This window comes from Deinococcus humi (genome assembly GCF_014201875.1).
GTDB classification, from domain to species: Bacteria; Deinococcota; Deinococci; order Deinococcales; family Deinococcaceae; genus Deinococcus; species Deinococcus humi.
Genome location: NZ_JACHFL010000008.1, coordinates 100628 through 125055, shown reverse-complemented (window position 1 = coordinate 125055; position 24428 = coordinate 100628). Strand labels below are relative to the sequence as shown.

Below are 24428 nucleotides of genomic sequence, written 5' to 3'. Positions count from 1 at the left end.
ATGCTGCGGGTATTCACAAGGGGGGCAGGGCGCGTGAAATATGAGCCAGGCGACAGCTTTTTTGACGAGATGTACACGGCGGACGGGCGGGTTCGGCCGCACTATCAGGGTCTGGAGCAGTACATCGACCTGCTGGGCGTTCCCGAATTCCAACGGCGACACGGCATGCTGGATCTGGCCTTCCGCAACCAGGGCATCACCTTTACCGTCTACGGCGACTCCAAGGGCACCGAGCGGACCTTTCCCTTTGATCCGGTGCCGCGCATTATCCCGGCCTCCGAGTGGGCACACGTCGAGGCGGGCCTGACCCAACGCGTGGGGGCACTGAACCACTTTCTGAACGACATCTACGGCGACGCGCAGATTCTGAACGACGGCGTCATTCCCAGCGAACTGGTCTACACCTCCGCTCACTTCCGGCGCGAGGTCCACGGGGTCATGCCGCCGGGCAAGCTGTATACCCACATCGTCGGCACAGACCTGATCCGCGACGAGAAAGGCGAGTATCTGGTGCTGGAGGACAACCTGCGCTCGCCCAGCGGCGTGTCCTACCTGCTGTCCAACCGAGACGCCATGCGCCGGATCTACCCCAGGATGTTCGAGGGCCAGGGCGTGCGTTCGGTGCAGCATTACGCCACCTCGCTGCTCTCGCTCCTGCAGTCGGTCAGCCCACGCGACAACGGCACGGTGGTGGTGCTCACCCCCGGCATGTACAACAGCGCCTACTTCGAGCACGCTTACCTCGCGCAGCAGATGGGGGTGGAACTCGTCGAGGGCCGTGACCTGTTCGTGGACGGGGGCCGGGTCTGGATGCGGACCACCGGGGGACGCCAGCAGGTGGACGTGATCTACCGCCGCATCGACGACGACTTTATCGATCCACTGGCCTTCCGCCGCGACAGCGCGCTGGGCGTGTCCGGGCTGATCGAGGTCTACCGTCAGGGCCGCGTCGCCATCGCCAACGCGGTGGGCACCGGGGTTGCCGACGACAAGGCCGTGTATGCCTACGTCCCCGACATGATCCGGTACTACCTGAACGAGGATCCGATCCTGAACAACGTTCCCACCTTCCTGGGCACCGATCCCGACCATCTGGAACACATCGTCGCCAACGCCGCCAGTATGGTGATCAAGGCGGTGGGGGAGGCCGGGGGCTACGGCATGCTGATCGGCCCCTCGGCGACCGAGGAGGAAGTGGCCGAATTCGTGGCCAAGGTCAGGGCCAACCCGCGCGACTTTATCGGGCAGCCGGTGGTGGGCCTGTCGCGCCACCCGACGTTCTACCCGGACAGCGGCAACTTCGAGGGCGCGCATATCGACCTGCGCCCGTACATCCTGTGCGGCAAGGACGAGGTCACCATCGTGCCGGGGGGCCTGACGCGTGTCGCGTTGCGCCGCGGTAGCCTGGTGGTCAATTCCTCGCAGGGGGGCGGCAGCAAGGACACCTGGGTGCTGGACCACGACGGCCCGGTGGCTCCGCAGGGCCTGAGCCAGATCATGCACGGTGACCTGCAGGGCCAGTCCCAGACGCAGTTCCAGGGAGGATTCGGTACGGTGCCTATCGACCTGCCTGTGCCCGACGACGTGGTGCTGGAGGTCATGCCGGAACCCGAGGTCACGCCCGCCGGAGAGACTCAGGAGACGCAGGCCGACGAGAACACCCAGCGCCAGTCGCAGGGGCAAACTGGCGGCAGTTCGCAGTCGCAGGCTCAGAAGTCGTACCAGCAGGAGCTGGAGAAAAATGAGCTGGAAGGGGAGAACTGATGCTGCTTTTATCCCGCCTGGCCGAGAACCTGTTCTGGATCGGACGCTACATGGAACGCGCGGAAAATACTGCCCGATTGCTGAACGTCAACTATTACGCGGGTCTGGAGGTCTCGGGCCGCGCCCGTGAATATTGGACGCCGCTGCTGGAACTGACCGGCGGCGAGGCGCAACTGCGTGCCAAGTATGGTCGCCTGGATGCCCGCAGCGTCAGCTCGTGGATGGCCTTTGACCGCGACAACCCGTCGAGCATTGCCAGCAGTCTGGCCCGCGCCCGCGAGAACGCCCGTGGCCTGCGTGACCGCATCCCCAGCGAGATGTGGGAGACGCTCAACCGCTCGTATCTGACGCTGTGTTTTGAGAACGGCGACGTGCTGGACCGTGACGGCCTGTTCGAGTACTGCACTGCGGCGAGGGACGCCTCGCAGTTCTTCTTCGGCATCGCGTTTGCCACCCTGCCGCGCGACGAGGGTTGGTCCTTCCTGCGCGCGGGGCAGACGCTGGAGCGCGGCGACAATACCCTGCGCGTGCTGCAAAGCCGCTTCAAGGACGCAGACGCCCTGGCCGCCCGTAACGATCCGGCGGGACGCGCCCTGCAAGACCAGCGCTGGGTCAGTACCCTGAAGGGGGCCAGCGCCAACGAGGCCTACCGCAAGCGCGTGCAGACCGGCATCACGCCCATGCGCGTCACCGAATTCCTGTTGCTCGACGACTACTTCCCGCGCAGCGTGCGCTACAGCGCCGTGAACCTGAACGACGCGCTAGAGCAGATCGACCGCTTTCACCCCGGCGCCTACCCAGAAATCCTGCGCCTGTCGCGCTGGCTGGTGGCCCGGTTGCAGTACGCCCATGTCACCGACATCATCGAGCGGGAAAACCCTGGGATCGAGACGCTGCTCGAAGACTTCAACAGGGTGGGCGCGGCGATCACCTTGGCCTACTTCGAGCAGGAATGAGGGTGATCCTGGCCGCGAATTCGTCTGCTCCGCGCTGTACGCGCCCTGCCAGGGCATGTCAGACTGCCCGGCAGAACCGCTAGAGGGTTCCCCCACTTATGCGTTGCGAAATCCGGCACACCACCGAGTACCACTATCCCAGACCCGCCTGGGACTCCTTCAACCAGGTCCGCCTGCACCCCTCTAACGAGACGCGCCAGAGCGTGCGGCTGTTCCACCTGAACGTGACGCCCGACGCCGAGATCACCTCGCACAAGGATTACTTCGGGGCCATCGTCCACCACGTTCACGTCCACGAACATCACCGCCACCTGATCATCGAGGCGCAGGCCATCGTGGACACCCACGCCGTCACGCTGCCCGTCCCGATTCCCTTCAGCGAACTGCGGCCAGAGCGAGGGCGCAACATTGAATTTCTGGTGCCCAGCCCGCGCGTGCCGGGCGGCCAGTGGCCGGAGCTGTTCGGTGTGGCCCGCCCTGGCCCTGGCGACGACCTGCCCGGCTTTCTGCTAGACCTGACCAGCCACCTGCGCCGCCGCTTCACGTACGATCCCAGTGCCACCGATGTCCGCACTCCGCTGGCCGAGTTTGCGCAGACCGGTCACGGCGTGTGCCAGGATTTCACGCACGCCATGCTGGGCATCACCCGTCAACTGGGGATTCCAGCCCGCTACGTCAGCGGCTACCTGTACAGCGGCGGCGAGATGCGTGGTGCGGAAGCCACCCACGCCTGGGTGGAATGCCTGATTCCCGGCTACGGCTGGCTTGGCTATGATCCCACCAACGACTGCCTGGCTCTGGAGAAGCACATCAAGATCGGCCACGGGCGCGAATACAGCGACGTGTCTCCGGTGCGTGGCACGTACTTTGGCGGCGGGCAGGGCAAGTTGGACGTGGCGGTACACGTCTACGGCGATCAGTAGAAGGGCCCTATTCAAGACGGCGGGGCGAGGTCATCACGACCTCACCCCGTTTTTGGTCTGAACGCTGCTAGCCGCCAGAGGCGATCCGGCCCACCAAGAACAGGCCGCCCAGCACCGCCCCCACCGCGAAATTGGCAATGCCCGCCAGCACCAGCGTGGCAATCGCGGGCACCTGTTCACGCAGGTTCATGCTGCTCTGCACGGCCAGGTAGCCGAAGTAGATCATGACCAGGCTGATCAGGAAGGACACCAGCCAGCCCAGAATCGGAATGATCCCGATGATGGTTCCGATGATGCTTAGCGGCACGAAGAACAGCGCGAAGGTGTAGGCGACTTCCGCATAGGTGCCGGTGCCCTTGAACAGGCTGCCTCCGATCAGGTAGACGGCACCGGTAAAGATCAGGAACTGCACGGGGATAGTGATCAGGCGCGAGAACAGCTGCCCGAAGAAGGTCACGTCCGAGTGGAAGAACGAGAATAAGGCGGCGATCAGGGCGGAGACGACAGCGGCCACCATCACGTAGATAAAGGCGCTCTGAATGCTGCCGCGTTTCTCATAGCGCTCGAACGTCGCCACGCTCGGCTGGGTGATCACAGCGGTACTCTGTGCGAACATATCCTGAAGATTGACTTCAGGGCCGGAAGTGACAGGGCCTCTCATGCCCTACAGTACGCGCGGACTGTCATGTTCGTTGCTTTCATCAAACCTTAATACTTCACCTGGTTTTGTGACTGCTATGCATCCCTGTCTAAGAGCGCGGTTTACCTGACTCCTGCACTCTAAACTCGCCGCATGACGGCTCAACGGACTTCCACCGCTCTGGTCACTGGAGCCAGCAGCGGCATCGGCAAGGGCATTGCCCGGCAACTCGCGGCATACGGCGCCAACTTGATTCTGGTGGCCCGCAGTGAGGGCAAGTTGCGTGCACTGGCCGACGAACTCTCGCGTCAGCATGGAGTCCGTGCTGACGTCATCGCCGCCGATCTGTCCCACCCCGAGGCTGGTCAGCGGCTGGAAGACGAGGTCGGGGCGCGCGGCCTTCAGGTGGACCTGCTGGTCAACAACGCTGGCTTTGGAGGCTTCAGCGAGTTTTTCCAACAGGACCCCAACGAGATCAACGAGATGATCGCCGTGAACGTCACTATCCTGACCGATCTGACGCGCCGTTTTCTGCCGCCCATGCTGGAGCGCGGGCGGGGCCGGGTGCTGAACGTCGCCAGCACCGCAGGCTTTATTCCTGGCCCGCTGATGGCGGTGTACTACGCAACCAAGGCCTACGTGCTCTCCTTCAGCGAGGCGGTCAACGAGGAACTGCGCGGCACTGGCCTGAGCGTCACGGCGCTGTGCCCTGGCCCGGTGGACACCGGTTTTCAGGACGTGGCCACCCTGAACGAGAGCCGGTTGATGTCCGGTCTGACCCGACTGGCGGTGCTGGACGTGGAGACGGTGGCCCGGATTGGGGTGGACGCCATGTTGCGCGGGCAGGGCGTGGCTGTGGCCGGTGTCGCTAACAGGATGCAGGTTTCGGCGTTCCGGATGCTGCCCCGCGCTGTCGCCGCGCGGATTATCGCGGGCGTGCAGGCCCGGCGTGAGGCCTAGCGTGGCTGCCCTCCTTCCTTTTGCCCCTGCCTCGGCGTGAGACAATGCGGCCGATGACTGATTCCTTCTTTCCACCCGATCCGATCGAGGACGCGCCCGGCGCAACGCAGGGTTCCTCGCACGATGCCACCTCCCCCTACGCCGACAGGGCCAGGACTGAAATGGACGGTGACCAGACCCGCTCCGGCTTCGTGGCGATTGTCGGCAAGCCCAACGTGGGCAAGAGCACGCTGCTCAACGCCTTTCTGAACACCAAGGTCGCCCCCACCAGCCCACGCCCGCAGACCACCCGGCGCGGCGTGCGCGGCATCTTCACCACCGACACGCACCAGATCGTCTTCGTGGACACGCCCGGCCTCCACAAGGCCAAGGACGCGCTGGGCAAATACATGAACCACGAGGTCCACAGCGCCCTGAGTGATGTGGACGCGATTCTGTGGGTGGTGGACCTCCGTCACCCGCCCGGCGAGGAGGACGGGCTGGTGGCCCGGCAGGTGCGCGATCTGCCCAAGCCGCTGTTCCTGATCGGCAACAAGCTGGACGTGTCCAAGTACCCGGAAGAGGCCATGAAGCTGTACCGCGCCCTGCTGGAGGGCCGCACGGCCCAGACTCAGGAATCCATGCTTAGCGCCCAGAACCAGCCCGAGGCTGTGGCGACCCTGCGCGAGCAGATTTTGGACGCGCTGCCCGAAAACCCCTTCTTCTACCCACGCGGCGCCGCCAGCGACCAGACCCGCGAGATGTGGGCTGCCGAGATCATCCGCGAGGAAGCCATGAAGAAGCTGCGCGACGAACTGCCCTATGCGGTGGCCACGCGCGTCAACCGCTGGACCGAGCGCGAGGATGGCCTGCAACGCATCGAGGGCGAGATCGTCGTGGAGAAGAATGCCCATAAAGGCATGGTGATAGGTGCCGGCGGCAAGCAGCTGCGCGAGATCGGCCAGGCGGCCCGCAAGCAGCTGGAAATTTTCCTCAACCGCAAAGTCTTCCTGGGCCTGGAGGTCATCGTGATCAACGGCTGGCGTGAGGACCCCGAAGCACTCCGGGAGCTTGGGTACGAATAAAGCCTGAGCCCAGTTCAACGACTTCAACCTCTGCCCATCTCCATCCGGCAGAGGTTCTTGATTGCCCTTGCGGCGCACAACGGTAACGGGAGTTACTCGCCTCTGCGCAGCAGTGACAGGCCCACCGAACTTGGTGGCCTAATAACAACCCTGGCTCATGTCACCTTCACCACAGAGAGCTGACAGGGGGCACAACAAGGACGCCCCAGCTTTAATCAGGCCGGGGCATCCTTGTCGTTCTCTAGCTTATTCTGCCAGTGCGGTAATTCTGTCCTCAACGGGGGGCGCCATCTTCTCGGAGGCGCCGCCGCTCTTGATGCTCGCCATCACGCGGTCACGGATCTCCTGCTCCATGGCGGGGCGCTCGGCGATGTAGGCAATCGCCTTTTCCTTGCCCTGGCCGATGCGCTCGTCACCGTAGCTGTAGAAGCTGCCGGCCTTCTTGATGATGTCCATGTCGGCGGCCAGGCCCACCAGATCGGACAGCTGATCGAAGCCCTTGCCGTAGACCAGTGCCAGCTCCACTTCCTTGAAGGGCGCGGCCACCTTGTTCTTGACGGTTTTGACCTTGACCGTGTTTGCCACGGCGTCGTTGCCCACCTTGATGGGCTGACCGATCTTGCGGACGTCCAGACGCACGCTGGAATAGAACTTGAGCGCGCGGCCCCCGGTGGTGGTCTCGGGATTGCCGTACATCACGCCGATCTTCTCGCGCACCTGGTTGATGAAGATGGCAGCGGTACCGGTCTTGGACAGGATGGCGGTCAGCTTGCGCAGCGCCTGGCTCATCAATCTGGCCTGCAGGCCAGGCAGGCTGTCGCCCATCTCGCCCTCAATCTCGGCGCGGGGGGTCAGGGCAGCCACGCTGTCCACCACCACCACGTCAATGGCGCCGCTGCGGACCAGCAGTTCCATGATTTCCAGCGCCTGTTCGCCGTTGTCGGGCTGCGACACCAGCAATTCATCGGTGCTGACGCCCAGGGCGCGGGCGTACACCGGGTCCAGGGCGTGTTCAGCGTCAATGAACGCGCACGTCCCGCCCGCCTTCTGCGCCTGCGCGACGATGCTCAGAGCCAGCGTGGTCTTCCCGCCGGATTCCGGGCCGTAGATCTCGGTTACGCGCCCGCGTGGAATCCCCCCCACGCCCAGCGCGAGGTCCAGCGACAGGCTGCCGGTGGACACCACCTGAACGTCGAGCTTGCTCTCGGCACCCAGCTTCATGATGCTGCCCTTGCCGAAGGCCTTCTCGATCTGGCTCATGGCCGTTTCGATAGCTTTCAGGCGCTCCTTGTTGTCGGTAGGGGCGGCGGTGATTTCTTTGGGGTTGTCCTTGCTCATATGGGCTCCTGTGTCTCTGGCGACTCTATGGAAGAGGGCGAATGATCTGTGTGGTTGTCGGCTCCGTGAGGAGAAGTTTCAGGTCCTGTACCCGGTGGTGCGGCGGGCTGGTTCCCAGCTTGAAAACGAAAGGTGCTGACCTGCTCGTACACCGGTCCCGTCTTCTGGAGGTGCGAGCGCTGCAGGGTTGCCCCGCCCGCCGTCCAGCCCAGATCGAATGTCAGCGGCGGCACGCGCGGCGCGGGGCCTTTCCGCCGGGCCAGGGTGATGTGGGCCTTAAAGCTCGTGTCCTCGGTCTCCAAGCCCAGCCCCTGGACTCCAGCGCGCAGCGCGGCCGCCAGTTCGTCCAGCCCCTCGGCCTCCACCTTGACGAACCACACCCGTGGACTGCCCTCGTTGGGAAAGTAGCCAGTCCCGCGCAACTTGACGTCCATCGGTCCCAGATCTTCCGTCAGGCGGGCGCCCAGCGCCTTGAGTTCGGCCACGCGGGCCAGCGGCACGGACGGCAGGTAACACAGCGTGACATGCATCTGCTCGCGCGTGGTGGTGCGCCAGTTGCTCTTGAGTTTGCGCTGCGCCTCGGCGAGCGGCCCGGTGATGCTGGCAGGCACTTTCAGGGCGTAGAAGAAACGTCCGGTGGTGGGGGTGTGCTCTTCAGAGGTGGGTGTCCCCCGGCGACCTTGCGTGGAACGGTTGTCCTGGCGGTTCTTGAAGTCCGCCGAGGCTTTCTGCGGCTGGGCCCTGTGGGGCGCGGCGGGCTTCGCGTCCTTGCTCTGACGGGGCTGAACCGTAGGTTTGACTGTCTGAACGGGAGGGGTAGGCAATTCGCCCTCCAACCTGATCTTCAGCGCGGCGTCCAGATCGGACCCTCCCGTCTTCTGGGGCTTCGGTTTGGACTGCGATTTCCGGACCTTCATGACAGTTCACCCCCCGCCCGCAACGCCCGGTACGCCAGCGCCAGAGCGGTCACGGCGGCCCGCTCCCGGACCTGCGCGGCGTCGCCAGGCCAGTTGATGCCCACAGCCTTGCGCCCTTTCTCGTTCTCGATGGCGGCGTACGCCTGTCCTGCGTGCTCGCCCGTCACACCCACCACCACCGCCAGTCCCACGTCCGCGCCTAGGTGTTCGCGGGCCCCGGCGGCCAGTTCCAGCGCGGCCGCCTCGCTGACCAGCCCGGCGTCGCGCAGGGTCACGGGGGTCAGGCCCAGGGTGATCAGGCGGGCGTGGTCCTGGGTCACGGCAGCGTCCAGAAAGCCCGGCTCGTCGGCCAGCAAGCTGCACAGTCCACCCGCGCTGCCGGCTTCGATCACGCCCAGGCTGCGGCCCGAGAGCGCCGTGCCCAGCGCTCCGGCCAGCGTCTGCGCGTCCTCACCCCAGGTCCAGCGCGAGAGGGCGGCGCGCACCGTTTCCAACACTGGGGCCAGCAGCGCGCGTGCCTCCGCTTCAGTCCCGGCGCTGGCGGCCACGCGCACGTCCACCCCGGTCTTGCGGGCGTAGGTGCCGACACTTGGATTGGCCTTCTGGGTCAGCCCGGCCAGCAGCTCGGCCACATTGCTCTCGCCGATGCCCTGGGTGTGGATGGTGGTAGAGACCAGCGCGTGATCCGGCAGTGGCAGTCGCGGCAGCACCTGCTCGCGCCACATGCGCTGCATCTCGCGGGGTGGGCCCGGCAGCGCCACGACAAACTTGCCGCCCGTCCGCACGAACCAGCCCGGCGCGGTACCCACCGGATTGGGCAGAGCCTCGGCGCTGGGAATCAGCCACGTCTGTTTGCGGTTGATCTGCGGCATCTCGCGCCCACGGGCGGCGTACAGCCCTTCGAGCCACGCCAGCAGCGCCGGATCCTCAGCGGGCGTCTCACCCAGCGCGTCGGCAATCGATTCGCGGGTCAGGTCATCGTCGGTGGGTCCCAGCCCGCCGCCCAGAATCACCAGATCGGCGCGCGACAGGGCCACCTTGACGGCCTCACTGACGCGCCCCAAGTTGTCGCCCAACACCGTCTTGCGGTGTAGGATCACGCCCCGGGCGCCTAGTTCGCGCGCCAGGAAGGCAGCGTTGCTGTCGACGATCTCGCCGAACAGCAGCTCCGTTCCCACGCTGATGATTTCTGCTAGCAACATAACAACACCGACGAAGTATAGGCGAAAGCAAAACGAACGTCTAGTCCTGGGCGGGTAAGGAAGAGCATCTCCAGAGTGTATGTCGGGGGCGGGGAACGGGGCAGCGCTGTCCCCCACACAGACGAAGACGTGGTGTATAGGCGTAACTGTCAAACTGTCCGCCATGGCTACCTCCGTTTCTCCCATCCAGAATCTGGCCCGGATGCTGCTGGGCGCAGCTATGGCTTTTGCGGGCATCGGCCACCTGACCTTCCTGCGGCAGGATTTCCAGGCCCAGGTGCCCGACAGCCTGCCGCTGAATCAGGATTTCGTGGTGCTGGCCTCCGGCGTAGTGGAGGTCGGCATGGGCGCGGCCCTTCTGGCGCTGCCTCAACATCGCGTGACACTGGGCTGGCTGATGGCTGCGTTCTTCGTGGTGGTGTTTCCCGGCAACATCTCGCAGTACCTGACACATGCCGACGCCTTCGGGCTGGACACGGACCGCAAGCGGTTGATCCGCCTGTTCTTCCAGCCGTTGCTGGTGGCGTGGGCGCTGTGGAGCACCGGAGCGTGGGCGGCGTGGAAAAAGAGCCTGTGAATTGGAGGCGAAGGGTTAGGCCTTGCTGTGGTCTCGCTTCACGCATGGCGCGGGACGCGCCTCCCTCTCTACCGCTGGGGAAGCATCAAAAGTCGGTGACAGGGGAGATTGCCATCTATGGCTCCTTGCCCCTTACCGCTCGCTCAATTACCCGGGCCAACGGATGCGTTGAAGATCATCAAGCAGCGTGATCTCTGCGGTTCTGCACGTTCTGCATCCAGGCGGAATTGCAATGGCATAACCCCACCTCCCCCTGGGGAGGGTGTACTAGGCTGTGGGAAGATGGACAATCAAGCGTGTGCTTTTTTTGGCACCTAATGCGAAGAGATGTGACGATCTTATGCAGTTGTGCTGATGGGCCTCGGTACAGTACAACTCGTCTCGTCTTGATCTCCCTCCCCCCCTGGGGTCTAAAATCTGTTTATGACAAATACCATGACCACTGAACTGAAAGTTGACGGAATGACCTGCGGCCACTGTGTTAAAGCGGTGGAAAAGGCCCTGAAAGGGGTGACGGGCGTGCATGACGTGCAGGTGGATCTGGACGCGGGCAAGGCCACCGTTCACGGCGACGCCGACACCGGGGCCATGATCAGTGCCGTGGCTGAGGAGGGCTACGCCGCGCAGGTGGCCGGTTGACCTATGGGGAGGCCCCGCACTGCACGGCAGAGGGCAAGCTGTGCATGCCGGAGGACGCCCGCAAACGCGCCCGCCGCCGGCTGAGCATTGCACGTGGACATCTCGACAGCATTGTGCGGATGCTGGACGATCCAGAGGTGTACTGCGTGGATGTGCTGCGGCAGATCAAGGCTGTGCAAGGGGCGTTGAGCGGCGCAGGTGACGTGGTGCTGCGCGGCCATCTGGAGTCACATGTGGCAACGTCCGCTGGGCGTGGTGACAGTCTGGAAATGGTGGAAGAGGTGATGGAGGCATTGCGGTACCGTTGAGGGCGCCTCATCTTTAAAAACTTCAAAGTGAAACCGCTGGAGCACTTAGGTTGCTCCAGCGGTTTCCTTTTGGAAGGATTCGCCGCTCAGCGTGCTCGTCTACTGGCACAGCGTGTCCATCGGCTTCATTGGGTTCGTCGCTGTCTACTGTCGGGTAGACCAGATCCATGAGGGGGAACATTTCGCTGCGGACACCTGTAAAAGTGCCGTTTCCGGGGAGCTGGCATCGCTGGGACGTTGGCCAGCATGTTCTATAGGGCTCATGCGAGAAGTGACGCTCCGTTCTTCTGATCAATGGTGGACCGCACGACTGGGCTTTTTCGCCGATTCTTTTCTGCCGCGAGTGCGCTAGCCTCCTCCCCGTGTCCACGCTGATCGTCGCCGAAAACCTGACCGTGTTCTATGCGGAACGGGCGGTGCTGCACGATGTGTCGCTGAGTGTCTCAAGCGGTGAACGCGTGGCGCTGCTGGGCCGTAATGGGGCGGGCAAGACCACGCTGTTGCGCGTGCTGACAGCTGAGCTGTTGCCCGAGGAGGGGACGATCTGGCGCGCGGCAGACCTGCGTGTCGGCGTGCTGGCGCAGCACCACACGCACCCGGCGGGGAAGACGGTGCGCGCCCTGGTGGACGCCGCGCACCCCTACCGCGAACTGGAAGCCGAGTTGCTGGCCCTGGAGGCCGATCTGGGTGATCCGGCGACGCTGGCGGCCTGGACCGCGCTGAACGCCCGTCTGGAGGACAGCGAGGCACATGCCTGGCCCTCGCGGATGGCCCGCATATTGAGCGTGCTGGACCTGACCCGCTTCCTGAACCGCGAGGCCGCCACGCTGTCCGGTGGCGAGCGTACCCGACTGGCCCTGGCCCTGGCCTTGGCCGGCGAACCGGACCTGCTGCTGCTGGACGAGCCCACCAACCACCTGGATATCCGCATGCGCGAGTGGCTGGAGGGCTGGTTGCGGACCTTCCAGGGCGGCGTGGTGTTGACCAGCCATGACCGCGACTTCCTGGACGCGGTGGCCGATTCCTCCGTTGGGCGCAGCCTGTGGCTGGAGGCGGGCGAGGCCACCCCGTATCCCGGCGGCTACACGCGGGCGAAGGCGCAGCGTGAGCTGGAACGGCGCACCCAGGAACGCGCTGCGAAACTTTCCCAGCAAGAGCAACGCCGTCTGGTGGGCAGTGCGGAAAACCTGGACCGCTGGGGCCGCCGCTCACGCGGGGTCAAATCCCGCGTCGAGCGCCTGCCCAGCACGGAGGCCCCGCTGCCCGAACGCCAGCTCCGAATGCGGCTGCTGGCCGGAAGTGCCCGCGCCCCGCTGGTGGCCTGGGGGGAACACCTCGCCAAGACTTACGACGGACACAATGTGTTCTCTGGCGTGGCTTTTAAGCTGCGTCAGGGAGACCGCGTGGCATTCATGGGCGCGAACGGCACGGGCAAGACCACCCTGATGCGCCTGCTGTCAGGCGAGGAGCAGCCAGACCCGATGGCCGCCCTGGATGAGCCCGCCCCTGTGCTGCGGGTGGCAAATGGCGTCACTGTCGCGAGCCTGGACCAGACCTGGCATGGCCTGCTGCCCGGCGACCCGCTGCGTGCCCAGTTCGATCGCCGTTTCGGCCAACAGGCGGCTGCCCTGCTGGGCCGCGCAGGGTTCACGGAAGCCGACTGGGCCAAGACGCCTCGCCAACTGTCGGGCGGCGAGCGGGCGCGGGCAGGGCTTGCCCTGGTCAGTGCCCTGCGCGCCGATCTACTGCTGCTCGACGAGCCGACCAATCACCTGGATATTGAGGCGCTGGACGCGCTGGAAGCTGCCGTCCACGCCTACGGCGGCGCAGTGGTGATCGTGACCCACGACCGCCGCTTCGCCCGCGAGGTCGCCAACCGCCTGTGGGTTATCGAGGACGGGCAGCTGCGCGAGGTCACCGGCTGGGGCAGCCGCCAGTACACGGACCCGGCGCGGCACCTCCAGGGCGATCCCCCGCCGCCACCGCCGCGTCCCACGGCCCGGCAACGGCTGGTCCACATCGAGAATCAGCTGATGGAGGTTCGCCGGGCGCTCGATTCCACCCCCGGCGGCCTCAGTGGGCGCGATGAAGGGCGGCTGCGGGCGCAGGCGCACCAGCTTCAGCAGCACCTCTACAGCCTGTACGCCGAGGCATTCTCAGCCCCGCAGTACGACATCCAGGTCCGTGAGCCGCCGCTGATTGTCCGTGCCCAGCGGCTGGGGCTGGGTGAGCCTCAGTCGAGCGGGGGCGGCATGTTCTGGGCCGCCCGCGATGAGACTTGCCCGCATCTGGCGTGGGACGGTCACACCCTGCGCTGGAGCGCCGTGCCCCCTGAATGGTACGGGTCGGCCTTGCTGGGCGCGGCCCTCAGGATTCTCTTTGAGCACTGGAACGTGGGCCGGGTCCAACTGGGTGAGGATGGCCCTACTCTGACCCGCCGGGTGTATTTCGAGCGGCTGGGGCTGCTCCCCACGGCGGCGTCTTCAGGGGCAGCCCCCTCTCGGTAACGCCACGGTCATGCGCTGCCCGCTATACTTCCGCGCATGGACGACCTCATCAAGGGACGCCTCGGGGGCACAGACGGATATGACATCCGCTGCACCATCGACGGCGACACGATTTCGGGCCGCGCGGGCGGCAAGTTACACGGCAAGGACATCGAGCTGGAAATCACCGAGCGCGGCGTGCAGGGCACTGTGGGTAGCGATCCTGTGAAGATCGAGCTGGACGGCGGCGAGCTGCGGGGCAACGTGGGCAGCCAGAAGCTGGTGCTGCGCGGCGTGGACCGCGTGACCGGCTTCATGGGAGAACCCATCGTCGGCTGGAACGTGGTGGCGCAGCAGACCGGCGAGCGCCTGAGCGGACAGCTGGGCAGCACCGTGCTGGGCCGCCCCTTCGAGCTGGAACTGGGCAGCGCCCCCGGCTGGGTCGGCACCCTGGTGGCGCTGGTGGCCTTCTACGCCCTGGAACCCCGCGCCAGCGTGACGGTCAGCCGCTAAGCTCCTGGCATCAGGAAGGGCCGCCGAAAGTGGGCGGCCCTTCCTCGTTTAAGCGGTAGCTAGCCCGGGGCGGCAAAGTGGCCTAGCGCCCACCGATCCTGTACGTCACGCCAAAGCGCAGACGGGTGTTGACGTCGCCGTTCTGCACCCCGATGCTCAGGTTGGTGCGGGGGTTGACGTTGTACCCAGCGCTGAAGCTGGGGCGCAGGCTGCCCAGGTCCAGGCCGGTCAGCGGGGTGCTGACCCGGAAGGTGAAGCGGTCGTCCGGGGTGCTGTAGGTCGCGTCCAGCAAGCCCTTGCCCGTCAGATCCACCTGATACTGCAGGTACAGGTCGCGGGTCAGGTAGGAGCCCAGCGTCAGGGTGGCGCCGAGATTGCCGTCCTCCGCAGTCAGGTTGGGCGTCAGGCGGAACACGTCCAGCCCGAAAGCGCGGGCCAGGGTCCGTTCCAGTTCACCCAGCACAAAGACGTTCAGGGCGGTCTGCACGGCGCTCGCTCCCAGCGCGCCGATATTGCCGGGCAGCGCGGTCAGGTTGGGCACTCCGGTGGCGACCAGAGCGTACAGTTCCGGCTCGGTGTAGTCCAGGCCGGTGTCGGGGTCGCGGCAGGTACTGCCCTCGCTGCTGCAGCGCAGCGTGGTGTTCAGGTCCAGGGCGGCCTGACCGTCCTCGCGGGTCACGAATTCGCCACTCAGGTTCAGGGTCACGGGCACGCGCTGGCGCGTGGTAGCTGCCTGCACCTGTCCCGCCGCCGTGATGTTGAAGGCGGGCAGCAGGCTGTCGCCGCCAAAGGTCACGCTGCTGTTGCCCAGCGTGAACTCGTTCTCGCGCAGGTAGATCAGACCCCGATCGGAGCGGATGCTGCCGCTCAGGCGGGGCCGCGCGCCGCTGCCCGCCAGGGTCAGGCCCGCCGTACTGAATTCGGCGCGGGCCAGGCTCTCGTCTATCCGGATGCCGCCCGGCGCACGGATGGGAATGTCCTCGAACACCACCCGTTCCAGGAAAGGACGTGCAGGACGGGGGGCTGCCTCGTCCGTCGCCGGGGCTGGAAACGTCGAATAGATCTCGGGCAGTGGACTGACGTAGTTGTCGGTCGTTCGCCCGGTGCCGGTCACCGGTCCGTTCAGCGCCTGCCCGTCGGTCTGTCCCGGTGTGGGGACCGCGGTTTTCGCGTCGGCGCGGCCAAGGGTCAGGCGCTGGAAGTTGGCCGCGCCGCTCACGCGGATCAGCGTGCCGTCGTCCACCGCGCGCAGGTCGGCGGTCAGGGCGCTCTCGCGGGCAAAGATCACCGACAGCGGCAAGTTGTAGTTGCGGGCGGCCAGGCTTAGGTCAAGGGTGGGGGAGACCTGACCGGTCAGCCGCAGGCTGCCCGCCCCGGTGACTGGGTTGGTGCTGCGGCTCTGGGCGTCCACCGTGAACGCCTCGCCGCTCTGGGTCAGCACCACCGTGGTGTTCGGCAGGGCGCCCAGGCCCTGGGGGGCCAGCAGGCCATTGAAGGCCACCCGCGCGGCGCTCAGCTTGCCCAGCGTGAGTTGCCCCTTCACGTCCAGGGTACCGTTGGCCCCCAGGGCCCCGCTGGTCAGCACCGTGCCGCGCGCCGTGAACGCGCCGCTGTCGGGCAGATCGCCCGTGAAGTTGGGAATTTCCAGGCTCAGACCCGCCACGCTGCCGCTGACGTTCTGTACCCGTAGCAGCCCACGCGGGCGCTCGTACGTGCCCGCCGCGCTGAGGGTCAGGCTGCCGCGCAGGCTGGGGTCCAGCTCGGCCAGACCAGGAATCAGGCGCAAAACCGGGGTAAAGGTGGTGTTGGTAAAGCGGGCGTTGAGATCCACCGTCTGCTTCGTGTACTGGCCGCGCACGTCCCAGGTGCCTGCCCCCGTAAGCTGAATGTTCACGCCGCGCAATTCTCCCGCCGCGTATTCCAGCGTGCCGATGCCGGTCAGCGTCTCGGTGGGAGCAGCCTGTCCTGTACCAGCGACAGCGGGGCCGACAACTGTGCCCGCATCCGAACTGGTGGCACTGGCACTGACCCGGATACGCTCGGCCACCACGTTGGCGCTGCCGGACAGCGGATCGGCCAGTGGGAAGCGGAAGCGGGCCACCCCGGTCACGACACCCTCACCAGGAGCCGCTCCGGTAAAGGCGGCCACCAGCGCGCCGACCGGCAGGGCGCGCAGGCTGCCCTGGCCGAAGACCTCACCGCTGCCCTCGCCGGAGGTGCTGAAGCCCGCCGTGAAATCCGACTCCCCCAGGAAGCCGCGAATGCGCCAGCTTCCGCCTGCCAGTGTCCCTTCCAGGCGGGCGGGCAAGGTTTTTGGCCCCACCATCAGGCCCTGCGAGCGCAGGACGAAGGTGCCGCCGCCGTCTTGCAGGTTGGCGTTGCCGCTCAGGCGTCCCGAGAGATCGGGGGCGATCTTCAGGTTACTGACCTCCAGATCATTCAGCACCGCCTGGACGCTATAGCCCTCGCCCGTGGGGGTCAGCCCCAGCGCGCTCAGCGGAGCGCCGGGTACCAGATCGGCAATGCCGCCCGACGCGTCCACATTGACGCCCCCCACCTCGTTGCGGGCGTTCAGCGTGGCTGCGAAGCTCTGCCCTTTCAGGGCCACCTCGCCGTTCACGGTCAGGCGCTGGTTGGCCACCTCCACCGGATACGTCTTCACGGCTAGCAGGCCACTCAGGCCGCCGCTGTCCAGGCCGACGTTCACGTCCAGCGTTCCGCCCTGCTGGCGCAGGCTGCCCGTCAACCGTCCAGTCCAGGTGTCCGTGCCCTGCAAGGCGCTCAGTTGCAGCGTGCCCGAGGGCAGCGCGACCTGCGCTGTCAGCGTGGGCCGTCCGCCGCGCAGGGTCACGTTCGCGCTGGCCTCGCCGGACAGTTGCAGGCCCAGATAGGGGATCTCGTAGGGGGAGGTAAAGTCGGTGACCTTCAGGGCCACCTGCCCATCCTGGGTGTCAGTGTTCAGGGTGCCGCTGGCCGTCAGGACCCCGTTCAGATTGGGGATCCCCAGGCGGGCCAGTTGCAGTCCCGGCAGACTGGTCTGAAGCTGTCCGGCCCGGTAACTGAGGCTGCCGTCGCGTTCGCCGTCGCTGACCCGCAGGTTCGCGCCCTCTAGCGTGGTCGTGCCGCTGGCCCGCCACTCGCCCCGGCGCACGCTGAGCAGCACCTGAGGATCGGCCAGTGCGCCGCTGGGGGTCACGCTCAGGCTCAGTTCGGGGCGCGTCAGGCTGGCCGCCCCGTTCCAGCGCCACTGGCCCTGTTCGTCAGGACGCACGCCGACCGCGCCGTTCGCGGTTGCGCCGGGACCGTCCACCAGCCGCACCTGCACGCCAGTCTGCGCTGCCACGATGCGTGCCCCCGCACCCAGCAGCCCCGCCGTGCCCTGCGCCAGCGGGTGTGCCAGTGGTCCGGAAACACTCAATACCGCGGGGGCCGTCAACACATCGCCGCTGCCGCCCAGTGAGGGCCCGCCCGTCACGCGCACGTCGCCGTGCCAGCCGGTGAAGGGATCAGCCCGCAGATCGAGCGCCGCCGCCAGTTTCTGTGGCCCGCTCAGCTGGCCTGCCAGCGACAGTGAGCGGGCACGGTATCTGGCCTTCAGGGCGCCGCTCAGCGTTCCACTGGCGCTCAGATCGAGGTCCGCCCTGCCGTCCAGCCCGGCTGTCCCGCTGACACGCACAGCGCTGCCGGCCGCTTCTACCTGCAGGCCACTTAACCCCACTGTGTTGCCATCCAGCGTTGCCACGGTACCGCCTGCCTGACTCAGCATGCCGGTCAGCGCGCTCAGCGTGCCGCCCAGCCGCCCTGTCGTGTCTGCCAGCGTGAGGCCATAGGCGGAGGCATCGTGCGAGACCACGGTGGCCGCCAGGGTGGGGGCCGTCAGGGTCCCGGCCAGGGTGGCGGCCAGATCCAGTTGCCCGGTGCCCTCCACGAGCGGCAAGGGCGTCAGCTTCAGAGTTCCGGCCAGGGCGGGAATGAAGCCCTGACCCCCTCGCAACATCAGCGTGCCCCCTCCCAGATCGCCGCCCTCCAGCGCGTAGCTGCCGCGTCCATCTGCATTCAGAGTGATGGGTTGGTTCAATCCGGCCAGCGTCGCCTCCACGCTGCCCGCTAGCTGAGGCCACACGCCGTTCAGGTTCACCGTTGCAGTGCTGCCGCCGCTCTGCACCGTGCCGTACAGCCTGGCCCGTACCGTGCCGGCCGCCAGGTCCAGGTTCCGCACGTCGGCATACAGCGTGCCGCCTGCGTCCCCCAGCAGCTTGACGCGCGCCACGGCGCGGGGCTCGCGCGTTCGTCCGGAGAGGGTGGCCAGGGCGTCGAATGTCTTCGTGCTGGCGGTGACCGAACCTTCCAGCGTTGGGTTACCGACCGGGCCCCGCAGAGTTACATCCGCGCCAACACTGCCGCCACTCAGGAGGGGCGTGTTCAGGAAACTGGTGCCCAGATCGCGCAGGGTCAGGTGCACGCCCTCTGGCAACTGCCCCTCGGCCTTCAGCACGCCGCCGCGCAGGCTGCCGCTCAGGTCGGCTTGCAGCACATCTGTCCCGCCCGCCCGCCAGCGGTAACTCGCCTCTCCGTACAGGCTGAATGGACCGGCCTGTTCCTGCTGGCCTTTCAGGGCCACATTTTGCAGCCCCACCATCTGCGGCCCGTCGGCCAGCGTGCCCGCCGCCTGGAGGCGGCCTGCAAAGGTCAGCGCGTCCACGTCCAGCCCGCGCGGGAGCAGACGGGCGATCCGCAGGGTGTCGGCCTTTAGGTTGACGGCGTAGCGCCCGCCCTCCAACGTGCCAGCTCCCGCCACTTTCGCTCCGTTCAGGCGCACGCTTAGGTCTCCAGCGCGGTAGGACGCACCCAATTCGCCGCTCAGATCGCCGCCGGTGTCCGCCAGTGTTCCGGCAAAGGCCGCTTCGGGGGCGTTCCACGACGCGCCGCCCACGTTGACCGCTCCACTGACACGCAATTGTTCTGGGCGGCCCCACAGCGCCCCCACATCGAACGCCAGCAGGTTCAGGGTGCCGCCCGGCTTGAACGCCAGATCGGCGGGCAGGGTGCCGGTAAGGCGGGCCTGGGTCTGGCCCGTGCCCACCAAGGCGGCCACTTTTAAAGCTCCATCGCCGTCCAGAACAGCGTCCAGCGGTCCACCGGGAATGTCTCCGACCGCGCGCAGGGTGCCGCTCCAGCCGCTGCGGGCATTCCAGCCTGGATGGCCGTTCAGGCGCACGTCAATGGGTGTCTCGAGGCTGCCGCCCACGTAGGTGGCGTTGACGGTCAGGTCGGCGTTGGACAGCCCGCCCAGCCCGTTGGTCCCCAGGCTGCCGCGCAGGGTTCCCGCCAGTCGGCTGCCGCTCAGGCCCACCTTCCAGTCCTGGCCCAGCAGGCGGGCGCTCAGGCGGGTGCCCTGGGCCTGCAGGCCCGCAAGGCCCTGCGTCAATACACCCTGCACGCTCACGTCGGGCTTGCTGTACGCCCCCGTGATCTGCGCCGTGTAGTCGCCGGGCAGCAGATCGGTGACGTTGGCCTTGGCACTCAGCTCCAGCGCTGGAAACACGGGTCCACTGGCCCGGACGCGTCCCTGCGGCAGCGTGGCCGTGGCGCCCAGCAGGCGCAGGACGCCGCCCCGGTACGAGACAGGAGCCGTGAACGTCACGCCTGCCACCGTTCCCGCCGTCTCCAGCCGCAGGTCGGCCAGCGTCCCGCCCACCGTCGCCGTGAGGGTGCCCGTCGTGTCCGAGAGCAGGACTGGCCCCAGATCAGGAACGCTGACGCTGCCCGTCGCCTGCCACGCGGCCAGGCCCTCTCCCGTTCCCTGGTTGACGGCCAGATTGAGCGCCGCGCCCGCCACCGTGCCGCCGAGTTGCAGGGTAGGCGCGCCGTCGGCCAGGCCCGATGCGGTCGTGGTCACGTCCACCGCCCGCCCGCCGTACTGGCCCGTTGCCCGCAAGGTCAGGGTGTTCTGCGCGTTTCCACGCAACGTCGCCCGCAAGTCGTCCAGCGTCAGGGCGGCGTCGGCCTGCGGGTACAGCGGCCCGCGCACCCGCACGTTCAGGCCTGCCAGATTGCTGTTCAGATCGGCGCTGAGTTGACCTTTCGTCAGCGAAACGGTGCCCACCGCCTGTTGCCCCTGGGCGCGCAGATTGACGCGTGCCCGACCACTGGCCAGGGCGGGGTCCAATCTGGGCACGGTCAGGTCAAGGGTGGCCCGGCCCGTCAGGTCCGCCAGTGGACCGCTCAGCAGCGGCCCCAGCGCGCGGGCCTCCAGCGCGGCCCCTCTGACGCTCAGGTCCTGACCGTCGTAGGCGAAGGGCAATCTTGCCCACGGATGGCTCAGGGTGCCCGACGCCGTGAGCCGGTTCTGCCAGTCCACGCGTGCGTTCAGGCTCAGCGGCTGGTCCAGATACCGAGTGCCCATGGTGGTCAGGCTGGCCCCGGTTGAGGTCAGTTGCGCGGTCACCGATCCAGGGATCACTTGCGCCCGTAGAGTGTTCGGCAGCAGTGGCAGGGCCGGGGACAGACTGGCCGTCACCGCGCCGTCCACCTCCGGCAGCACCTGCACCCGGCCCGTGAGTGGTCCGGACGGCACGGCCGCCAGCGTCTCGCCTGTCCCGACCAGCCGGACCGTGCCGGGCGTGCCGGACAGTGCGTAGCGGGCCGCCAGACTGCCGGTCCACTCCCCGCCCGCGTAGGTCAGCCCGCCCACTGTCGCCCGCGCCCCGGTCAGTGACGCCGTGAGCGGAAAGCGCTGCGCTGGAACGCTCAGGGTCAGGGGGTTTGTGCCAAAGCGCTGTGCCCGGACATTCACCGTGCCGCGCAGGTTGGCCACGCCGCCGCTGGCGTTGGCAGTGAAATACGGCCCGCTGAGCTTGACTTGCAGGTCTTCCACCGTCGCCGGCAGGGTCAGGTGTCCGGTGGCGCTGACAGCCTGACCGGCGATCTCGCCTTCAGCGCTGATGCGCCCATTCTGTGCGTTGACCGTGAAAGGTCCGGCCTGCAGGGTGCCGCCCAGGACACCGCCGCGCGCTTTCAGATCGCCCACGAGCTTTTGTCCGGCCAGGGTCAGCCCCCGCGCCTGAACATCGAAATCGGAGAAACCGCGCAGATCCACGGTGGCCGCGCCGCCCTGACGGTCGCGCACAGCAATGCGCCCGCGGGGTTCGGTGCCGCGCCCCTGCACGTTGCCCTCCACGTACAGCCCGCCCGCAATGGGGCCGCGCACGTCCACGTTGTAACGCCCCTCCGGCAACGAGGCGGTGCCGCTCGCCCGCAGGCCCTCGCCGTCGGTCAGCAGCACGTTCAGGTCACTCCACGGGCCGCTCAGCGCCACGCTGTACTGGTCGAGCTGGCCGCGGGCGTCCACCGCCCCCCGGAAGGTGTTCTTGGGTCCGGGCCCCCAGGTGGCGCGGCCCTGCACACTTCCCTCCTGCCCGAAGGCGGTCAGCGGCTGCGTGCCGGTCACGCGGGCCAGCCCGGTCGCGCCGTCGTAGGTGACGTTCAGATCGCCCCAGGTGCCGTTGACGGCCAGCTCCGGCGTCAGGGTTCCGCTCAGGTCCACGGCCTGGGACGGGAGGGTCACACCGCTGAACGACAGCTCGCCGCTGCGGCCCGTGACCCGCGCCCGCAGGGCGTCGTAGGGACCATTCACCGCTGCGTTCAGCGTCTGACCCTGCGCCGAGACGGTGCCGTCGGCGTTCACCTGCGGGTAGACCTGACCGCTCAGGCGGGCTGTGACCCCGGCAGAGGTGGCCTTCAGATCGGCGGTGACGTCGCCGTTCCGGCGGGTCAGCGTTCCGGTGACGTCCGTCCCCGCCACGCTGGCGTCCACGGCTGCCGAGCCTCCGCGTCCGGCCAGCCTCAGATCCAACGTGCCCGTGAGGTCCGGCACGTTCAGCAGCGGGCGTAGCGCGCTGAGATTCACGCGCCCGCTGGCGTTGACGTTCTGGCCGTCGATCACGCCCCGGGCCGTCTGGCCCGCCGTGGTGAGGTCGAAGCGAATCCCCGCGTCCGTCAGGCTGAGGTCACCCTGAATCTCGGCTCCCTGAATACGCGCGGCCGTGTTGTATGGGGCGCGCAGTTCCGTGTCGGCCAGCACCGTCACGCCGTTCGCGCTGCCTCGCAGGCTGGCCCTGGTGCCACGTCCGGTGGCGGTCAGATCAAAGCCGTTCCCACTCGCCGTCAGCGTGCCGAAGGCTTTTAGGGTGTTGGTCACGGTCACGTCGCCGCTGACCCGCAGACCGCCCACGACATCCAAGTTGCGCGCCGTGATCGCAAAGGCGTCGCCGTTCCAGCGCAGTTGCTGCTGACCGGAGGCAAACGTGCCCTGCTGGCGCAGGTAGTTCACGTCCAGCGGCCCACTGAGGATCTGGCCCACGCCCGGTACCGTTGCGGTCAGGGTGCCGGCAACGTCCCCGCCGGTCAGGTCCAGCTGGCCCGCGCCGGAGAGGGTCAGGCCCGCCCCCTTCACGTTCCGGGCGTTCCAGCGGCCCCGGAACGTCCGGTCCAGATCGAGCTGCACCCTTCCGGAAGATCCAGTGTCCAGATCTGCCTGCAGGCCCTGTTCGTTGAGGCGTGCCGTGCCGGCCAGCGCGAAAGGCCCCGCCGCTCCGTCGGTGATCAGGGCCCGCAGGTCTTTCGGGGTGCCGCTCAGGGCCACCCTTGCCCCGGCCGCGCCGTAAGCAGGGTTGAGGATGGCCGACAGCTGCTGATCCTTCAGGGCAAAGGTGCCCGACAGCGGCCCACCCAACGCTTCCCCTTCCAGGGTGATCAGGTTCTGCGCGTCAATGGTGGCCTGCACGTCCAGCGGCTTTTGCCCAAACGAGCCCACCAGCTGCGCCTCGCCCATCTGTCCGAAGGTCCAGTTGCCCGTCAGCTGCTGCGGCGACTCACCCAACCGGGTGTCGGCGCTAAAGGTGAGGTCGTTGTTCTGGGGCGCTTTCTCGCCTGCACCGCGCACGAAGGCGTAGCTGGCCCACGCGTTGTTAAAGGCGATGCCCGCCAGTCGCCCCGCCCCCATGGCCTGCGCCGAGACCCGCACGTCCTGCCAGCCGCCTGCCGTGACCCGCAGCGTCAACGCGCCCTCGCCCGTGGTGCCCAGCGCCCGTGCCAGCCCCCTAACCGTGGGAGCAGCGTTCGCCGTCACCGTCCAATTCCGGGCTTTCAGGTCCACCCGGCCGCTGGCGTCCACCGGGCCGTTCCAGCCCTGTCCGGCCAGATTCAGGGCGATGGTGTCGCCGCGCTGGGTCGCAGTGCCGCCGATGCCCGTGACGGTCACGAATTTCGCGTCGGGCACCCGCAGGGCGGCGTCTGCGATCTTCAGGTCGCCGCGCACAGGGCCGTCGTTCAACACGTAGCGCCCGGTGATCCGCCCCGCCGTCACGCCTGGCCAGTAGAAGTTGATGACCCTTGCGTCCGCCTTCAGATCAGCGATGACGGCATTGTTCTCGCCCAGGGTCACGTCGGCGCTCAGCTCGCCCTGGGGCGTGCGGCCCTGGACCGCCCAGCCACCCTCCGGGCGCGCTGTGATCCGGAACTGTCCGTCCGGAATCTCACCCGTCTTGCCGTCCACGTTCAGGCGGGTGTTCTGCACCTCGATCTTGCCAGGAATCACGGTCCAGCCGCCGCCTGTACCCCCGCCGCCGTTCGAATTGCCCAGGCTCCCGATCAGCTCGGCGGCGTTCAAGTTGATGGTGGCATCCTGAATATTTGCGCCCAGCCGCAGCGTCCGGGTGAACGGATTGAAGGCCTCCACGGACACGCCTGCCGCCCCGGCCTGTGCGTTCACTCCGGGGCGGGTTACCGTCACGCCTTCCAGCCGGGGAGACCAGACCGGCCCGGTCACCCGTTGCGCACTGATGTTCAGCTCCGAACCGTAGCGAGCCAGCAGCCAGCCGCCGAACAGGGTGGGGGAGAAGACCGTCAGCAGGCCCAGCAAGGCCAAGAGGCCCAGCACGAGCCACGGCCAGCGCCGCCGGGATGCTGTGCGTGACGGCTTTGTGGCTTCTGGCTGTACACGAACCTCGCGGGCTGCAGGATCGTCGGTCACGCGCGCCCCTTCCTCTTTTTCTCACATTTTCTCAGAACCGCGCGCATTGATCGTATTCTAGAGGGCGACGCGTGAGTTGGCAGCCCGGTACCTCACCGGACCGTCAGA

15 protein-coding genes are annotated in these 24428 nt (G+C 67.1%); 10 read left to right on the top strand and 5 right to left on the bottom strand.

Annotation, left to right across the window (positions count from 1 at the left end; translation table 11 throughout):
* The first annotated feature begins 33 nt into the window (after positions 1-33).
* From HNQ08_RS15420 to HNQ08_RS15410, 3 genes are all read left to right on the top strand, one after another.
* Positions 34-1764, top strand: coding sequence for a circularly permuted type 2 ATP-grasp protein (locus HNQ08_RS15420; RefSeq protein WP_184133916.1), 1731 nt, complete (start codon positions 34-36; stop codon positions 1762-1764).
* Positions 1764-2720 (top strand): alpha-E domain-containing protein, encoded by a 957-nt coding sequence (locus tag HNQ08_RS15415; protein WP_184133914.1) that lies wholly within the window; start codon positions 1764-1766, stop codon positions 2718-2720. The genes HNQ08_RS15420 and HNQ08_RS15415 overlap by 1 nt, the downstream gene beginning before the upstream one ends.
* Before the next feature lie 98 nt (positions 2721-2818).
* On the top strand, positions 2819-3643 hold the full coding sequence (locus HNQ08_RS15410) for a transglutaminase family protein (protein WP_184133912.1): 825 nt from the start codon (positions 2819-2821) through the stop codon (positions 3641-3643).
* Between the two features lie 67 nt (positions 3644-3710).
* Here HNQ08_RS15410 and HNQ08_RS15405 read toward each other — a convergent pair whose 3' ends face one another.
* The gene (locus tag HNQ08_RS15405) at positions 3711-4304 is read right to left on the bottom strand and encodes a YIP1 family protein (RefSeq protein WP_184133909.1); all 594 of its coding nucleotides are present in this window, start codon (positions 4302-4304) and stop codon (positions 3711-3713) included.
* Between the two features lie 132 nt (positions 4305-4436).
* Between HNQ08_RS15405 and HNQ08_RS15400 the strand changes: the two genes are divergently transcribed.
* Positions 4437-5243 carry an SDR family NAD(P)-dependent oxidoreductase gene (locus HNQ08_RS15400; RefSeq protein ID WP_184133906.1) on the top strand — a complete coding sequence of 269 codons (807 nt, stop codon included), beginning with the start codon at positions 4437-4439 and terminating at the stop codon, positions 5241-5243.
* A gap of 161 nt (positions 5244-5404) precedes the next feature.
* A complete protein-coding gene (gene era / locus HNQ08_RS15395) occupies positions 5405-6307 on the top strand; it encodes a GTPase Era (protein WP_184134139.1) in 903 nt (300 codons plus the stop codon).
* Positions 6308-6553: 246 nt separating this feature from the next.
* On the opposite strand, the gene recA is transcribed toward era, so the two are convergent.
* From recA to HNQ08_RS15380, 3 genes are read right to left on the bottom strand one after another with little or no spacing between them, the layout of a single operon-like run.
* A complete protein-coding gene (recA, locus tag HNQ08_RS15390; protein ID WP_184133904.1) occupies positions 6554-7645 on the bottom strand; it encodes a recombinase RecA in 1092 nt (363 codons plus the stop codon).
* Complete coding sequence (gene thpR, locus HNQ08_RS15385) at positions 7642-8562, bottom strand: RNA 2',3'-cyclic phosphodiesterase (RefSeq protein ID WP_184133902.1); 921 nt, start codon at positions 8560-8562, stop codon at positions 7642-7644. Before thpR ends, recA begins: the two co-directional genes overlap by 4 nt.
* Positions 8559-9764 carry a CinA family nicotinamide mononucleotide deamidase-related protein gene (locus tag HNQ08_RS15380; RefSeq protein WP_184133900.1) on the bottom strand — a complete coding sequence of 402 codons (1206 nt, stop codon included), beginning with the start codon at positions 9762-9764 and terminating at the stop codon, positions 8559-8561. The genes thpR and HNQ08_RS15380 overlap by 4 nt, the downstream gene beginning before the upstream one ends.
* Before the next feature lie 163 nt (positions 9765-9927).
* Between HNQ08_RS15380 and HNQ08_RS15375 the strand changes: the two genes are divergently transcribed.
* The 5 genes from HNQ08_RS15375 (at position 9928) to HNQ08_RS15355 (ending at position 14287) form a co-directional block, all read left to right on the top strand.
* Positions 9928-10341: a DoxX family protein gene (locus HNQ08_RS15375; RefSeq protein WP_184133898.1), complete on the top strand. Its 414-nt coding sequence runs from the start codon at positions 9928-9930 to the stop codon at positions 10339-10341.
* Between the two features lie 435 nt (positions 10342-10776).
* Positions 10777-10980 (top strand): CopZ family metallochaperone, encoded by a 204-nt coding sequence (locus HNQ08_RS15370; RefSeq protein WP_184134137.1) that lies wholly within the window; start codon positions 10777-10779, stop codon positions 10978-10980.
* A 44-nt stretch (positions 10981-11024) separates the two neighbouring features.
* Positions 11025-11288 carry a metal-sensitive transcriptional regulator gene (locus HNQ08_RS15365; protein ID WP_184134134.1) on the top strand — a complete coding sequence of 88 codons (264 nt, stop codon included), beginning with the start codon at positions 11025-11027 and terminating at the stop codon, positions 11286-11288.
* 362 nt (positions 11289-11650) lie between these two features.
* Positions 11651-13795: an ABC-F family ATP-binding cassette domain-containing protein gene (locus HNQ08_RS15360; protein WP_184133896.1), complete on the top strand. Its 2145-nt coding sequence runs from the start codon at positions 11651-11653 to the stop codon at positions 13793-13795.
* A 36-nt stretch (positions 13796-13831) separates the two neighbouring features.
* On the top strand, positions 13832-14287 hold the full coding sequence (locus tag HNQ08_RS15355; protein WP_184133894.1) for a hypothetical protein: 456 nt from the start codon (positions 13832-13834) through the stop codon (positions 14285-14287).
* 82 nt (positions 14288-14369) lie between these two features.
* Here the strand turns inward: HNQ08_RS15355 and HNQ08_RS15350 are convergent, their stop codons facing one another.
* Positions 14370-24320 carry a translocation/assembly module TamB domain-containing protein gene (locus HNQ08_RS15350; RefSeq protein WP_184133892.1) on the bottom strand — a complete coding sequence of 3317 codons (9951 nt, stop codon included), beginning with the start codon at positions 24318-24320 and terminating at the stop codon, positions 14370-14372.
* Positions 24321-24428 lie beyond the last annotated feature (108 nt).